This is a genomic window from Streptomyces sp. NPDC001480 (assembly GCF_042894725.1).
In the GTDB taxonomy this organism is placed as follows: Bacteria; Actinomycetota; Actinomycetes; order Streptomycetales; family Streptomycetaceae; genus Streptomyces.
This window is the reverse complement of record NZ_JBIAVX010000010.1, coordinates 244,214-259,824: the sequence shown is the minus strand read 5'-3', so window position 1 is coordinate 259,824 and position 15,611 is coordinate 244,214. Positions and strand designations below refer to the sequence as shown.

Genomic DNA, 15,611 nt, shown 5'->3' with positions numbered 1-15,611 from the left:
TTGACGGGGACATGCTGCCGGGTCCACTTTGTACGACACTCGAGTAAGGAAACTTTCCTAACAGAAGGGTCCCCCACAGTGCGCCTTCGAACACTGACCCTCGCCGCGGCCTCCGGGGCCGCTCTGCTCGCTGCCGGAGTGCTCCCCGCGAACGCCTCCGGCAATCCCACCACCCCGGCCTCCGCCCAGGAGGGTTCGGTCAGCGCGGCCGACCTGCTCGCCAAGGTGAAGTCCTGTTCGCAGATCTCCAACGGCAAGTACAAGACCGACGACGAGACATCGGCCACGATCCCCGTGTGCGGCAAGAACGGCGCGGTGTTCTGGAAGGCCGACATGGACATCGACTGCGACGGCCAGCGCACCACCAACTGCAACGAGGACCGCGACCCCTGGTACCAGGACGACACCGCCTTCCACCAGTCCGACGGCAAGCCGCTCAAGGCCGAGTCGCTGCCGTACGTCGTCGTCCCCAGTTCCAGCAGCATCTGGAACTACGCCGGCGCGGGCATCAAGGGCGGCGGCGTGGTCGCCGTCATCTACAACAACAAGGTCGAGTACGCGGTCGTCGGTGACACCGGCCCCACGAAGATCATCGGCGAGGCCTCGTACGCCACCGCCAAGGCCCTCGGCATCGACCCGGACCCGGCGACCGGCGGCACCGACTCCGGCGTGACGTACATCCTGTTCAAGAACTCGAAGGTCTCCCCCATAGAGAGCCACAGCGCGGCGGTGTCCCTCGGGGACCAGCTGGCCAAACAGTTCCTCGCCAACAACTGAGCCTGGGAGGGGAGGCGGGTCCGGTGCCGCGTCCTGGGCGGCGGCACCGGGCCTCGCGCTACGTCAGTTGGGCTGCCCGATCGGCCGGACGACCACGGTGTTGACGTCGACGCCGGCGGGCTGCCGGATCGCCCAGACCACGGAGTCGGCGATCTGGTCGGCGGTGAGCAGGTGACCCGGCGGAAGACTGCCGTTACCGTCCCAGAAGGGCGTCTCCACCCGGCCGGGGGCGATCAGCGTGACACCGACGCCGAACTCCGTGACCTGGCGCCGGGTGTTCTCGGCGAGGCCGGTCACCGCCCACTTGGTCGCGCCGTAGATGTTGCCGGGCGTGTTCACGAATCCGGCGACGCTGCCGACGAGGACGATCCGGCCACGGGTCTCCTTCAGGGCGTCGATGGAGGCGCGGATGAGGAGGGCGGGACCGAGGACGTTGGTGAGCACCATCTCCGTCCAGCCGGCGGGGTCGCCGTCGGCGACGGAGTCGTGAGTGGCGTGACCTGCGTTGGCGATGACCGTGTCCAGTCGGCCATACGTCTTCAGGGTACGGTCGACCGCCGACTGTATGTCTTCGTACACGCCCGCGTTGCCGGTGAACGTCAGCAGACCGTCCGGGTTGCCGAGGCTCTCGGCGAACTCCCGCAGCCTCTTCTCACCGCGCCCGGTGACGGCGACCCGGTGCCCGGCATCCAGCAGTTGCCGGGCGACAGCGGCGCCGATACCGCTGCCGCCGCCGGTGATGAGCGCGACCGGAGAATCTGTCATGGTTACCCCCTGCGTTTCGGACGGACGCGGGCGAGTTCATCACTTCGAGAGGGCTCGAAGTCAAGCTCCTTGTTTGGCATGGGGTTTGGACCGCGGGACAGCCAGTCGACCGTGGATCGCATGCCCGGCGGCATCCGCCGGACGCCGTATGCAGTCACCGCATGCGATTGCTGTATGCGATCGGTGTATGCGATCGACTAGACCGGCCGTACGGCCGTGTGCACCGTGTATGCCCCCAGCAGGAACACATCCGGCCGCCGGTGCACACTCGCCGGGTCGGCCGGGTCGAGCAGGCGGTCCAGTGTGGCGCGGTCCTCGGCGTCGAGGCCGTCGGTGATCGCGTCGCGGAGCCGGGCGAGGGACTCGGCGACGTAGGCGCGGGCCCGGTCGGACGCGGGTGCGGGCAGGTCGAGCAGGAAGCTGCGGGTGCGGGTGTGCTTGAGGCCGGCCGCGGTCAGCAGGGCCGGCCAGTCCTCGGTCACGGCGACGGAGCCGGGCAGGTCGGCCCGCATACGCGTGAACCATTCCTCCTGCACGACGTCGAGGCGCGCCTGAAGTCCGGGCCGGCCGATGCCGATGTCGCGGGGCAGGAAACGGGAGGGCAGGCCGCCCTCGAGCAGGGCCAGGGTGCCGCCGGGGGCCAGGCGGTCCGCGAAGGCGGTGAGGGCGGCCCGCTGGTCGCCGAGGTGGTGCAGGCTGCGGCCGGCCCACAATAGGTCGGCGGGGTATTCCAACTCACCCAGGACGTCAGGGAGCTCACCGGCCAGGGTGGCGAAGCGGTCGGCGACGCCCTGCCGGGCCGCCCGGGCGCGGGCCCGTTCCAGAAGGGGCTCGGCGACATCCACGGCCATGACCCTCGCGCCCGGGAACGCCTCGGCGAACAGGCACGACACGACGCCGGGACCGCTGCCCGCGTCGACGATCAGACCGGGTTCGGTCACTTCCCGCGCCAGCCAGGCCATGGCTCGCTCGTAGACGGGGCTGAACAGTTCCGCCTGGTTCTCCAGCTGCGGACCCATCTCGGCCCAGTCGATGTCCGTGTGCCCGTGACCGTGCCCCTGGCCGTGCTGGTCGCTGTGCTCGTGGTGGTGCGCCATGGTGTCAGCCTCTCTTCCGGATGCCGCCAGACTGCGCCGACGCACCGCCGACCGGCCAGCGGTGTTGCCACGACGGCAAAAACGGGATGCGGCGGAAACCGGGGACCACCGAGCATCAGGCGGTGGACGACGAACTGGTGGAGCGCTCCCTCGAAGCTGCATGCGGCGTTCGACCTGCTGGTCGGTGCGGGCCGCTGGAAGCCCCGCTGCCACCTGGGCGCCTTCCCGTTGCGCTTCCCGCACGCCGACGAACCGGACGACGCGGGCCGGCACGTCGACGGGGGCCACGTCCCGGAGGGTGAGACCTGGCCGTACGCCAACCTGCGATCCCGTGGGAGTTCGCGATCCGCCGGGGTCTGGCCCCGGAGGGCTGAACCCGGCGGATCGCCTGGGCGTCACCGGGTCACGACAGCGGCGGGTAGGCGTTCTGCATCAGCTGCTGGAACTGGGCGGAGAACCAGTGCCCGGACAGTGGTGCGTTGGGAAGGGCGCCCGACATGTTGTTGCCGTTGCGGGGGTTGCCCGTGTACGTCGGGTCGCACATGCGGTCGAAGCCCTTGCCCTCGTCGTTGGCGATGGCGCTGCTGGAGCCGTCGGACTCGCCCGGGGGCTTCATCCACACGTAGGCGTCGATGCCGGTGGCCGGGCTGGCCTGGGGGCGTTCGCCGAGGCCGGCACCGGACTGGTTGCACCAGTTTCCGACGTGGATGCGGCGGTCGTAGCGGCCGCCGTCGACGTAGGTGTCGACGCTGGTCTGCGGACCGGGGCCGGTCGGGCGGGCGGTGCCGCCCCAGCCGTTGCGGGAGGTGTCGATGAGCATGCCGATGTTGGAGTTGAAGCCGACGGACACCGCTTGGTTGCGGAAGGCCTGGGCGTAGGACAGCTCGTCGACGTAGCGGTTCCAGTCGACCCACTTGGACTGGCGTACGGAGGTGCCGTTCACCGTGTCGTTGATGGTGAAGTTGTTCTCCTTCAGGGCGCTGTAGTTGGCCGTGTTGGTGATGAAGCCCTGTACATCGTCCACAGTCGCCCCGTTGCTGGTCGCCACCTGCTTGAACAGGGTCGCGGTCGGGCCGAAGTTGTCGTCCCAGCCGAGCCAGCCGTGGTGGCCTGCGTCGAGGTAGTTGTAGACGTTGGGGATGGCGCCGAGCTTGGCCAGGGCGTAGCTGACGCCCTTCTGGTAGTTGCCGTTGGCGAGCATGGTGTCGCAGGCAGGGGTGGCGGTGGCCTTGCTGCCGGTGTTGGTGATGAGGTTGGGCAGCGAGTCGAGCTCGATGGTGTTGACGATCCTGAGCGAGGCGTACTTGGGGTCGGCGAGGATCGCGGCGATCGGGTCGATGAACTGCGTCTTGTACTTGTCGATGTCGGTCGGGCCGAGTTCGCCGTTGGAGGCGAGGGCGGAGCAGTCACGGCCGGGCAGGTCGTAGATGACGAGCTGGATGACCTCTTCGTTGCTGCCCTTCTGGGCGAGGGCGGCGTCCAGGTGGGCACGCAGGCCCATGTGACCGTTCGCGCCGTTGATCGCAGCGATGCGGTCCAGCCAGACGCCGGTGGGCTGGTTGGAGACGCGGCTGCCGCCCGGTTCGGCGGCTGCGTTGGCCGACCACTCCGGGTTCACGTACACCTTGGCGCCGGCGTACGGATTGTCGACACGGCTGCCGGTTCCGCCGCCCCCGTTGTTGCCACCGCCCCCGTTGTCGCCCCCACCGCCGCCGTCGTCCACGTTGCAGGTGACGCCGTCCAGGGTGAAGGCGGCCGGGACGGCGTTGCTGCCGCTGTAGGTGCCGTTGAAGCCGAAGCTGACCGACCCTCCGGCCGCCAGGCTGCCGTTGTACGTCTCGTTGTTCGCGGTGACGGCGGTGCCGCTCTGGGTGATCTTGGCGTTCCAGCCGCTGGTGACCTTCTGGTTGCCGGCGTAGGACCACTTGACGGACCAGGCGGACTTCGCGGCGCCGTTGTTGGTGACCGTCACGGCGGCGGTGAAGCCGGTGTCCCACTGGTTCTGCACCTTGTAGTCGACGGTGCAGGGGATGGCGGAGATACCGGCGTCCGTGGCCGGGACGGACGCGTACGCCGTCCCCGAGGCGCCGGCGAGCAGCGCCAGGGCGGCGAGCATCGCTGATCTGGTACGACTCATGAGTGCGGGTTCCCTCTCCGTTGCGGGAGTTGCGGGTGTCGTGTTGCGGATGTCGTTTCCACCTGTGGGCTTGCGGTGCGGACTTACGGGTTGACGGCGCGCAGGTGGTCGCGCAGGCCGACGCCGTAGGCGGTGGGCGTGCCGTCGTAGCTGGAGATCAGGGACGGGCCGGAGGAGCAGTCCCAGGTGTTCCAGGTCCAGCCCAGGTAGGACAGGTTCCGGTCGTCGAACCACTTCATGACCTGGTCGACGAAGCCGTGCGAGCAGGTGTTCTCGCCGATCTCTCCTGCCACCAGCGGCACTTGGGCCGCCACCGGGGCCAGGGTCGAGTTCCAGCAGCTCTCACTGGCGCAGGTGTTGAAGTTGTAGACGTGGTAGGCGGCGGCGAGATTGCCGGTGGGGTCGGTGGGCTTGTACGTCAGCCACTGGCTGAGGTCGTTGGAGTAGGCGAGCCCGCCGGCCAGGATGACGTTCTTGGCGCCGGCGGATCGTATGGAATCGACGAGGTCCTGCATACCGGCGACCTCGTACGAAATGCCGGGGCAGGTGCCGCCGTCCTTCCAGCACTGCCACGCCTGGGTGGTGGTGGATGTCGCCCGGTCCGGATACGGCTCGTTGAACAGGTCGAACGCCACCGCCGGGTCGTCCTTGAAGGTGCCGGCCACGGAGGACCAGAACGAGGGGGTGTACTGCATGTCGGGCATCGGTTTCTGGCAGGTGGCGTGCACGTCGGAGCAGCCGGCCGAGTTGCCGGTGTACTGGCCGTAGGACCAGTGCAGTTCGACGATCGGCGTCATGCCGTGCGCTTCGACGCGCGCCACCAGGTCCTTGACCGCGTTGATGTAGTTGGCGCCCGCGTACTCCGGTTTGATGTTGGCAAGGCCCAGCCAGCATTCCTCGTTGAGCGGGATGCGGACCGCGTTGGCCTTCCAGTCGGCGATCGCCGCGACGGCCGCGTCGTCGGCGGGGCCGTCCCAGATGCCGTAGCCCTGGACGCACATGAACTCGCCGCCGGAGCGGTTCACGCCGAGCAGCCGGCGGGTCTTTCCGTCGGCGTCGACGAGCTTGTTGCCGGAGACGTGCAGGGCGGGTGCCTTGCCGGTCGTCGGGGGTGGGTCGGTGGGCGGCGGGTCGGTGTCGACGTTGCAGGTCGTCCCGTTGAGCTTGAACGTCGTCGGTACGGAGTTGCTGCCTGACCGGGAGCCGAGGAACCCGGCGCTGACGCTGGCGCCGGTGCCCAGGGAGCCGTTCCAGGTCTCGTTGGCCGCGGTCACGGTGGTGCCGGACTGGGACCATTTGGCGTTCCAGCCCTGGGTGACCTTCTGGCCATTCGCGAAGTCGAAGGTGAGGTTCCAACTGCTCAGCGCGGCCTTGATGTTGGTGATTTTCACGGAGCCCTGGAAGCCGGTGTCCCACTGGCTGGTGACGGAGTACTCCACCGTGCACGCGGGTGTGGCTCCCTGTGCCGTGACCGCCGGGACGGTCACGCTCGCGAGGAGTGTGACCGTCCCGGCGACGGCTAAAAGTACTGAACGCGGGGGGTGTCGCATGAGCGAGTCCTTGCAGCTCGGGCGCGTCGTTACGGACGCGTCGACTGAACGGAATCGCTCCCACTGGTGCGAAGGAAGGTAGCGCCAAGTACCGGCAAAGGACAGAGGAGTCGCTTGACTTTTCCTCAACCGGATCCGTCGAATCTTTTCGACTCTTCAAGCACCTTGACCGTTCACACCCCCGTCTCCACTATGGGAGCGCTCCCACTGGTTCAAGCCTTGACTTCTTCCGAGCCGCAAGGAGGAACCAGCACATGCATCCCGGACGGAGGCTCAGAGCCGCGCGACGGTTGTGGACGGCCGTCGTCGCGGCGCTCGCCCTTCCCGTGACAATGCTCGCCACGGGAACGGCACCCGCGCACGCGGCGGCACTCCAGTGCAGCGTCGACTACAAGACCAACGACTGGGGCTCCGGCTTCACCGCCGACCTCACCCTCACCAACCGCGGCACGGACGCCGTCAACGGCTGGACCGTGACGTACGGTTACTCGGGCAATCAGAAGCTCCTCAACGGCTGGAACGGCACCTGGTCCCAGTCCGGCCAGTCGGTCACCGTGCAGAACGCCTCGTACAACGGGACGATCGCCGCCGGCGCGGCCGTGAGCACCGGCGCGCAGTTCACCTACAGCGGTACCAACACCGCTCCGACCGGCTTCGCGATCAACGGCACCGCCTGCGTCGGCGCGCACCAGCCACCCGTCACCGTGCTGACCAGCCCCGCCGCGGGCGCGGTCTACACACAGGGGGACGCGGTTCCGCTGGCGGCGACCGCGGCGGCCGCCGACAACGCGACGATCAGCAAGGTGGAGTTCTACGACGACACCACGCTGCTCGGCACGGACACCAGCGCGCCGTACTCGCTCTCGGCCTCAACTTTGACCGTGGGCAGTCATTCTCTGGTGGCGAAGGCGTACGACAGCCTGGGCGCCTCCGCCGCGTCGACGCCGGTCGGCATCACGGTCGCCTCGGGGCCCGCCGTGGTGGCCTCGCCCACCCAACTGGGTGTCCAGCAGGGTAAGACGGGGACGTTCTCGGTGAAGCTGTCGACACAGCCGAGCGCCAACGTCTCGGTGAGCGTGGCCCGTACGGACGGCAACACGGGCCTCAGCGTGACCGGCGGATCGTCGCTGACGTTCACGCCGTCCAACTGGAACACCGCGCAGACGGTGACCATCACGGCCGATTCCTCGGGCACGGGCGCGGCGACCTTCACCGCCTCGGCGACCGGTCACACCAAGGCGACGGTGAGCGTGACGGAGCTGGCGGCGTCGAAGGCGTACGACGCCCGCTTCCTGGACCTGTACGGGAAGATCACCAACCCGGCGAACGGCTACTTCTCCCCCGAGGGCATCCCCTACCACTCGGTCGAGACGCTGATCGTCGAGGCCCCGGACCAGGGTCACGAGACCACGTCGGAGGCCTACAGTTACCTTCTCTGGCTTCAGGCGATGTACGGCAAGGTCACCGGTGACTGGTCGAAGTTCAACGGCGCCTGGGATCTGATGGAGAAGTACATGATCCCGACCCACGCCGACCAGCCGACCAACTCCTTCTACAACGCCTCGAAGCCCGCGACGTACGCGCCCGAGCTGGACACGCCGAACGAGTATCCGGCGAAGCTGGACACGTCGGTGCAGGTCGGTTCGGATCCGATCGCCGGTGAGCTGAAGACCGCATACGGGACGGGCGACGTATACGGTATGCACTGGCTCCAGGATGTCGACAACGTCTACGGCTACGGCAACGAGCCCGGCAAGTGCGAGGCCGGCCCGACGGCCACCGGACCGTCGTACATCAACACCTTCCAGCGCGGCCCGCAGGAGTCGGTCTGGGAGACGGTGCCGCAGCCGACCTGCGACGCCTTCAAGTACGGCGGCACCAACGGGTACCTGGACCTGTTCACCGGCGACTCCTCCTACGCCAAGCAGTGGAAGTACACGGACGCCCCGGACGCCGACGCGCGTGCGGTGCAGGCCGCGTACTGGGCGGACGTCTGGGCGAAGGCGCAGGGCAAGGGCAGCGACGTGTCGGCCACCGTCACCAAGGCGGCGAAGATGGGCGACTACCTGCGGTATGCGATGTACGACAAGTACTTCAAGAAAATCGGCAACTGTGTCGGAGCCTCCTCCTGCCCGGCCGGCACCGGCAAGGACGCCTCGGACTACCTGCTGTCCTGGTACTACGCGTGGGGCGGCGCGACGGACACCAGCGCGGGCTGGGCCTGGCGTATCGGCTCCAGCCACGTGCACGGCGGCTACCAGAACCCCCTCGCGGCGTACGCGCTCAGCTCCTACGCCGATCTGAAGCCGAAGTCGGCGACGGGTGCGACGGACTGGAGCAAGTCGCTCCAGCGGCAGCTGGAGTTCTACCAGTGGCTGCAGTCCTCCGAGGGCGCCATCGCGGGAGGCGCCACCAACAGCTGGCAGGGCCGGTACGCGACCCCGCCGGCGGGCACGTCGACCTTCTACGGCATGTACTACGACTGGCAGCCCGTCTATCACGACCCGCCGTCCAACCAGTGGTTCGGGTTCCAGGCGTGGTCGATGGAGCGGGTCGCCGAGTACTACCAGCAGACGGGGAACGCCACCGCCAAGGCGATCCTCGACAAGTGGGTCAAGTGGGCGCTGTCCAAGACCACGGTCAACCCGGACGGCACCTATCTGATCCCGTCGACGCTCCAGTGGTCGGGCCAGCCCGACACCTGGAACGCCTCCTCCCCCGGCACCAACAGCGGGCTGCACGTCACCGTCGCCGACTACACCAACGACGTCGGCGTGGCGGCCGCCTACGCCAAGACGCTGACGTACTACGCCGCCAAGTCCGGTGATGCGACGGCGAAGTCGACGGCCAAGGCGCTGCTGGACGGCATGTGGAACAACTACCAGGACAGCCTGGGCATCGCCGTGCCGGAGACCCGTACCGACTACAACCGCTTCGACGACAGCGTGTACGTGCCGAGCGGTTTCAGCGGCAAGATGCCGAACGGTGACGCGATCAACTCGTCCTCGACCTTCATCTCGCTGAGGTCCTTCTACAAGAACGACCCGGCCTGGTCGAAGATCTCGAGCTACCTGGCGGGCGGTGCCGCGCCCGTCTTCACGTACCACCGGTTCTGGGCCCAGGCGGACATCGCCATGGCCATGGGTTCGTACGCGGAGCTCCTCGAATAAGTCCCCGCTACCGCTCCGTGTACGCCGGACCGGGCGGCCCCCACCCGCACTGGGGGCCGCCCGGTCGTCACGCCCTCCTCCCCGAAGGAAGGACCCCCACCGTGCGAAGAACGCGTACTCTCACGGCAGTTCTGGCGCTGGCCGTCGGCCTGCTGGCGGGCAGTCCGCCCGCGCTGGCCGCGAGCACACCGAAGGTGACGCTCGCGGCCGACACCTACACCTGGAAGAACGCCCGGATCGACGGCGGTGGCTTCGTCCCCGGCATCGTGTTCAACCGCTCCGAGAAGAACCTGGTATACGCCCGCACGGACATCGGCGGCGCCTACCGCTGGCAGGAGTCGACGAAGACCTGGACCCCGCTGCTGGACTCGGTCGGCTGGAGCGACTGGGGTCACACGGGTGTCGTCAGCCTCGCTTCGGACGCGGTGGATCCGAACAAGGTGTATGCGGCCGTCGGTACGTACACCAACAGCTGGGACCCCGGGAACGGCGCGGTGCTGCGCTCCGCCGACCGGGGCGCGAGCTGGCAGAAGACGGACCTGCCGTTCAAGCTGGGCGGCAACATGCCCGGCCGGGGCATGGGCGAGCGTCTGGCGATCGACCCCAACAAGGACAGCGTCCTGTACCTGGGCGCGCCCAGCGGCAAGGGACTGTGGCGGTCGACGGACTCCGGGGTGACCTGGTCGCAGGTGACGGCCTTCCCCAACCCCGGCAACTACCAGCAGGACCCGAGCGACACGACCGGATACGCCAGTGACAACCAGGGGATCGTCTGGGTCACCTTCGACGAGTCCACGGGTACGTCGGGCAGCGCGACGAAGACGATCTACGTCGGGGTGGCGGACAAGGACAACGCGGTGTACCGGTCGACGGACGCCGGTGCGACGTGGTCGCGGCTGGCGGGGCAGCCGACCGGCTATCTGGCGCACAAGGGTGTACTGGATACGAAGAACGGCTACCTGTATATCGCATACAGCGACAAGGGCGGTCCGTACGACGGCGGCAAGGGCCAGCTGTGGCGGTACGCGACGGCGACCGGCACCTGGACCAACGTCAGCCCGGTCGCCGAGGCCGACACGTACTACGGCTTCAGCGGTCTGACGGTCGACCGGCAGCATCCGGGCACGGTGATGGCGACCGCATACAGTTCCTGGTGGCCGGACACCCAGATCTTCCGCTCCACGGACAGCGGCGGCACCTGGACGAAGGCCTGGGACTACACGTCGTACCCCAACCGCTCGAACCGCTACACCATCGACGTGTCGTCGTCCCCGTGGCTGACCTTCGGCGCGAACCCGTCGCCGCCCGAACAGAGCCCGAAGCTGGGCTGGATGACGGAGTCGCTGGAGATCGATCCTTTCAACTCCGCGCGGATGATGTACGGAACGGGTGCGACGCTGTACGGGACGGAGAACCTGACGAACTGGGACAGCGGCGGGCAGTTCACCGTCAAGCCGATGGTGCAGGGCCTGGAGGAGACGGCCGTCAACGACCTGGCCTCTCCCCCGGCCGGCGGCACCCAGCTCTTCAGTGCCCTGGGTGACGTCGGCGGCTTCCGGCACACGGATCTGTCGAAGGTGCCGTCGATGATGTTCACCTCGCCCACCTTCACCACGACCACCAGCCTGGACTTCGCGGAGACCAACCCGAACACGGTGGTGCGCGTCGGCAATCTGGACTCCGGTCCGCACGTGGCGTTCTCGACCGACAACGGCGCCAACTGGTTCGCGGGCACGGATCCTTCGGGTGTCAGCGGCGGCGGCACGGTGGCGGCGAGCGCCGACGGCAGCCGGTTCGTGTGGAGTCCGGCGGGTACGGGCGTGCAGTACACGACGGGCTTCGGTTCGTCCTGGTCGGCGTCGAGCGGGATTCCGTCCGGGGCGGTCGTCGAGTCCGACCGGGTGGACCCGAAGACCTTCTACGGTTTCAAGTCGGGCAAGTTCTATGTGAGTTCGGACGGCGGTGCGACCTTCGCCGCTTCCTCGGCGACCGGGCTGCCCGGCGGTGACAGCGTGCGCTTCAAGGCGTTGCCCGGTGTCAAGGGCGATGTGTGGCTGGCGGGCGGTGCGAGCGACGGGGCGTACGGGCTGTGGCACTCGACGAACGGCGGCGCGAGCTTCACCAAGCTGTCGAACGTCGAGCAGGCCGACACGATCGGCTTCGGCAAGGCGGCTGCGGGGGCCTCGTACCAGACGCTGTACAGCAGCGCGAAGATCGGCGGGGTGCGGGGCATCTTCCGGTCGACCGACAAGGGGGCGAGCTGGACCCGTGTCAACGACGATGCACACCAGTGGGGTTGGACGGGTGCGGCGATCACCGGTGACCCGCGGGTGTACGGGCGGGTGTACGTGTCGACGAACGGGCGGGGGGTCGTCTACGGCGACACCTCCGACACGAGCGGAGGCGGGGGTGACGGCGGCGGAGGCGGCGGAGGCGGCGGAGGCGGCGGAGGCGGAACGGATCCGACGCCGACCGGTGCCTGCGCGGTGACGTACAAGATCACGAACCAGTGGTCGGGCGGCTTCCAGGCCGATGTCCAGCTGACCAACACCGGTTCGACCGCTTGGACCGGCTGGTCGCTCGGCTGGTCCTTCACCGACGGGCAGAAGGTCACCCAGCTGTGGAACGCCGACTACACGCAGTCGGGCGCGGCGGTCAGCGCGAAGAACGTGAGCTGGAACGGCGCGGTGGCGGCGGGTTCCTCGGTGGGCTTCGGCTTCACCGGGAGCTGGTCGGGTGCCAATACGAAACCGACGTCGTTCAAGCTGGGCGACCAGAGCTGTACGGTCGGCTGACGACCGGGGGCGCGTGCCACGGCGGGCACGCGTCCCGTCCGCTACTTGGCGGAAATGAGCTTCTGGTTCTTGGGGAGTCCGCAACCCCAGGGCACATTGATGCATCGTAGCGTCGAGGCTTTTGCCGCCGCCTTCGTAGGTGACCGTGTCGGTCAGGGCGTAGACCCCGTCGTCGGTCTCGTCGGGCGTGAGGCCGGCCCCTTCGTCGGCCGCGACCACGGCGCCCATGGCGGCTGCCGCGGTCGCGACGACGACCGTGTTGGTCTTCTTGGGCGGTGGCGGTGGCGGAACGGCCGGGCCGTATCCGGGCATGGGCGGTGGCGTGATGTTGGTGCTCATTGGTCCCCGCAGGGATGAAAGTGTGCCCAAGATCGGTGTAGCCGTCATTTACCGGCTCAGGGGGTGTATACCGCAGGCCTCGGTGCCGTCGCCATCCCGTCGCCGATGAAGAAGCTCGGGTGGGGCGGTTGATTGTATGCGGTGTTCTGCCATGCGAGTGCCGTGCGGTACTGGGTGTCGTGCAGCAGCGTCGTTATGCGCGTGCCCGTCTCGTACGGCGTGGAGTAGATGCGCAGTGCCTTGTTGTCGGTGGTGGGCCACACGACCTCCTCGCGCCAGTCGCCGAGGATGTCCCCGGACAGGGCGGGGGTCGCCTTGGTGCCGTTGTCGGAGTGGACGCCGGATCCGGTCAGCAGCCGGGTGTCGGACGAGGTGCCGTACTTGTCGATGTGGGTGTCGTCGAGGAGTTCACGGACGGTGTCGCCGTCCCACCAGCTCACGAAGTTGATGCTGCCCGGTTTGCGGCTCGCCACCACGGTGCCCTGCGGGTTGCGCACCCCGTCGGCGTGGGACGACCAGGATTCGGCGCCGGGGCTGCCCGCCCAGACGTCTCCCGAGACGCCTCTGCCGTTGTCCCCGTTCGCCGCCGTCGACCACAGGATCTGCCCGGTCTTCACGTCCGCCATCCAGGACGCCGGCTTCGAGGAGTCCTCGTCGACCTTGAACTCCTCCAGGCCGGGCCGGGACGGGTCGAGATCGCCGACGTGCATGGCGTCGCCGTGGCCGTTCTTCGTCGTCCACAGGCCGTAGCCGTTGTCGTCGACGGCCATCGACCCGTACACGATCTCGTCCTTGCCGTCGCCGTCGACGTCCGCGACGGACAGCTGGTGGTTGCCCTGGCCGTCGTAGCCCATGCCGCTGTTGGTGGAGGAGTTGGTGTCGAAGGTCCAGCGACGGGTGAAGGTGCCGCCCCGCCAGTCCCAGGCCGCGATCACGGTCCGGGTGTAGTAGCCGCGGGCCATGATCAGGGAAGGGCGGGAGCCGTCCAGGTAGGCGGTGCCCGCCAGGAAGCGGTCGACGCGGTTGCCGTAGGAGTCGCCCCAGGAGGAGACCGTGCCGCGGGCGGGGACGTAGTCGACGGTCTGCATCGCCTTGCCCGTCTGCCCGTTGAACATGGTCAGGTACTCCGGGCCGGACAGGACGTATCCGCTGGAGTTGCGGTAGTCGGCCGAGGCGCTGCCGATGACGGTACCGGTTCCGTCGACGGTGCCGTCGGCGGTCTTCATGGCGACCTCCGCCTTGCCGTCGCCGTCGTAGTCGTACACCTGGAACTGCGTGTAGTGGGCGCCGGAACGGATGTTACGGCCCAGGTCGATGCGCCACAGGCGGGTGCCGTCGAGTTTGATGCCGTCGAGGACGGTGTCGCCGGTGTATCCGGACTGGGAGTTGTCCTTGGCGTTGGTCGGCTGCCACTTCAGGACCAGGTCCAGCTGCCCGTCGCCGTCGAGGTCGCCGACGGAGGCGTCGTTGGCCTCGTAGGTGTAGGCGACGCCGTCCGGTGTGGTGCCGCCGGCGGGCGGGGTGATGGGCACGTCCTTGTATCCGGTGCGGAGTTGGAGGGCGTGCTCGGAGTCGGCCTGCTCCACGCCGTTGACGATGGCCCGGACCGTGTAGTCGGCGGAGGCCGGGGCGCCGGAGTGGAAGTAGTTCGTGGAGCCTGTGACGGGGCCGGAGTTGACCTTCGTTCCGGCCCGGTAGACGTTGAAGGAGACGTTGTCCGGGTCGGTGCCGAGCCAGCGCCAGCTGATCAGGTTGCCGCTGTCGGTGTGGACGCTGACCAGGCCGCGGTCCAGCTTCTCGACCTGCCGGGCGGTGGCGGCCTCGGCGTTGCCGGGAGTGAGGGCGGTCAGTCCGGCGCCGACCAGCGACGCCGCGGCCACCACGGCGGCGAGGACGGCACGGCGGCCACGCTGCCGGTGCCGGGTACGGGGGTGCGGGTGCTGCATGGGACGAACCTCCTGCGGAGGGGGCTGGGTTCGCCTCTCAGTTGCCGCCGGGGGCAAGGGAGTTGCCGTACCGCTCGGCCAGCTCGGCCGCCGTCCGGGCGATCCGCTCACGCAGTTCGGCGGGCTCGAGCACCTCGATGTCCGTGCCCAGACGCAGGAACTCCCCGTGGGCGTGCTCGACGGACTCGATGGGTACGGAGGCCACCGTCCACCCGGACTCGTCCGTACGGCCGCCCGCGGCCACCGCCGCCGCCCCGGGGCCGGTGAGACGGGCGCCGGGGGCGAGCCGGATCAGGGCCTCGGCCCGGTACAGACGGTCGTGGAAGTCGCACTGGTACGCCGTCCAGAACGCGGTCAGGTCGAAGTCGTCGGGGCGGGTGAACTCCTCGTCCCGGACGGTCAGTCGGAGGATCTGGTCGACGCGGTAGGTGCGCGGGCCGGGCCCGGCGACGACGTACCAGCGGCCCGCCTTGAGGACGAGGCCGTACGGCTCCAGGCGGCGCTCCACGTCGGTGGGCTCCCGCCAACGCCGGTATACGACATCCAGTATGCGATTGTTCCATACGGCGTCGGCCACCGTGGACAGGTACGGAGTCCGGTCGGCGTCCGCGTACCAGCCGGGCGCATCGAGATGGAAACGGCCGCTGATCCGGTCGGCGTGGGCGCGCAGTTCCGGCGGCAGGGCGGCACGGACCTTGAGCTGGGCGGCGGCCAGGACCGGTCCGAGGCCGAGTTCGGCGGCGGGGCCGGGGGCTCCGGCGAGAAAGAGGGCCTCTGTCTCGCCGGTGGTCAGGCCGGTGAGGCGGGTGCGGTAGCCGTCGAGGAGACGGTACCCGCCGGCGTGGCCCGCGTCCCCGTACAGCGGGACGCCCGCCGCGCTGAGCGCCTCGACGTCCCGGTAGACCGTGCGCACCGACACCTCCAGTTCCCCGGCGAGCTGGGCGGCGGTCATCCGGCCGCGGGTCTGGAGCAGCAGGACGATCGAGACGAGGCGGCTGGACTTCACTGACACAGGATGTCAGGGAAGCCGTCCTA

At 68.7% G+C, this 15,611-nt stretch carries 9 protein-coding genes and 1 pseudogene; 4 read left to right on the top strand and 6 right to left on the bottom strand.

Annotation, left to right across the window (positions count from 1 at the left end):
• The first annotated feature begins 78 nt into the window (after window positions 1-78).
• Window positions 79-777 carry a glycoside hydrolase family 75 protein gene (locus ACFY01_RS26135; protein ID WP_390738157.1) on the top strand — a complete coding sequence of 233 codons (699 nt, stop codon included), beginning with the start codon at window positions 79-81 and terminating at the stop codon, window positions 775-777.
• Between the two features lie 63 nt (window positions 778-840).
• Here ACFY01_RS26135 and ACFY01_RS26130 read toward each other — a convergent pair whose 3' ends face one another.
• Both ACFY01_RS26130 and ACFY01_RS26125 read right to left on the bottom strand, forming a co-directional pair.
• Complete coding sequence (locus ACFY01_RS26130) at window positions 841-1,542, bottom strand: SDR family oxidoreductase (RefSeq protein WP_390738156.1); 702 nt, start codon at window positions 1,540-1,542, stop codon at window positions 841-843.
• Window positions 1,543-1,739: 197 nt separating this feature from the next.
• Window positions 1,740-2,639, bottom strand: coding sequence for a class I SAM-dependent methyltransferase (locus ACFY01_RS26125; RefSeq protein WP_390738155.1), 900 nt, complete (start codon window positions 2,637-2,639; stop codon window positions 1,740-1,742).
• 141 nt (window positions 2,640-2,780) lie between these two features.
• Here ACFY01_RS26125 and ACFY01_RS26120 point away from each other — a divergent pair.
• Window positions 2,781-2,975, top strand: a pseudogene (locus ACFY01_RS26120) (phytanoyl-CoA dioxygenase); the annotation flags it as partial.
• A gap of 67 nt (window positions 2,976-3,042) precedes the next feature.
• On the opposite strand, the gene ACFY01_RS26115 reads toward ACFY01_RS26120, so the two are convergent.
• Both ACFY01_RS26115 and ACFY01_RS26110 read right to left on the bottom strand, forming a co-directional pair.
• On the bottom strand, window positions 3,043-4,776 hold the full coding sequence (locus ACFY01_RS26115) for a glycoside hydrolase family 6 protein (RefSeq protein ID WP_390738154.1): 1,734 nt from the start codon (window positions 4,774-4,776) through the stop codon (window positions 3,043-3,045).
• 83 nt (window positions 4,777-4,859) lie between these two features.
• On the bottom strand, window positions 4,860-6,326 hold the full coding sequence (locus ACFY01_RS26110; protein ID WP_390738153.1) for a cellulase family glycosylhydrolase: 1,467 nt from the start codon (window positions 6,324-6,326) through the stop codon (window positions 4,860-4,862).
• 254 nt (window positions 6,327-6,580) lie between these two features.
• Here ACFY01_RS26110 and ACFY01_RS26105 point away from each other — a divergent pair, with 254 nt between their 5' ends.
• Complete coding sequence (locus tag ACFY01_RS26105) at window positions 6,581-9,496, top strand: glycoside hydrolase family 48 protein (RefSeq protein WP_390738152.1); 2,916 nt, start codon at window positions 6,581-6,583, stop codon at window positions 9,494-9,496.
• Between the two features lie 101 nt (window positions 9,497-9,597).
• Window positions 9,598-12,291, top strand: coding sequence for a cellulose binding domain-containing protein (locus ACFY01_RS26100; protein WP_390738151.1), 2,694 nt, complete (start codon window positions 9,598-9,600; stop codon window positions 12,289-12,291).
• 395 nt (window positions 12,292-12,686) lie between these two features.
• Here the strand turns inward: ACFY01_RS26100 and ACFY01_RS26095 are convergent, their stop codons facing one another.
• Window positions 12,687-14,576 carry a rhamnogalacturonan lyase gene (locus ACFY01_RS26095; protein ID WP_390738150.1) on the bottom strand — a complete coding sequence of 630 codons (1,890 nt, stop codon included), beginning with the start codon at window positions 14,574-14,576 and terminating at the stop codon, window positions 12,687-12,689.
• 37 nt (window positions 14,577-14,613) lie between these two features.
• Complete coding sequence (locus ACFY01_RS26090) at window positions 14,614-15,582, bottom strand: helix-turn-helix transcriptional regulator (RefSeq protein ID WP_390738149.1); 969 nt, start codon at window positions 15,580-15,582, stop codon at window positions 14,614-14,616.
• Between the last annotated feature and the right edge of the window lie 29 nt (window positions 15,583-15,611).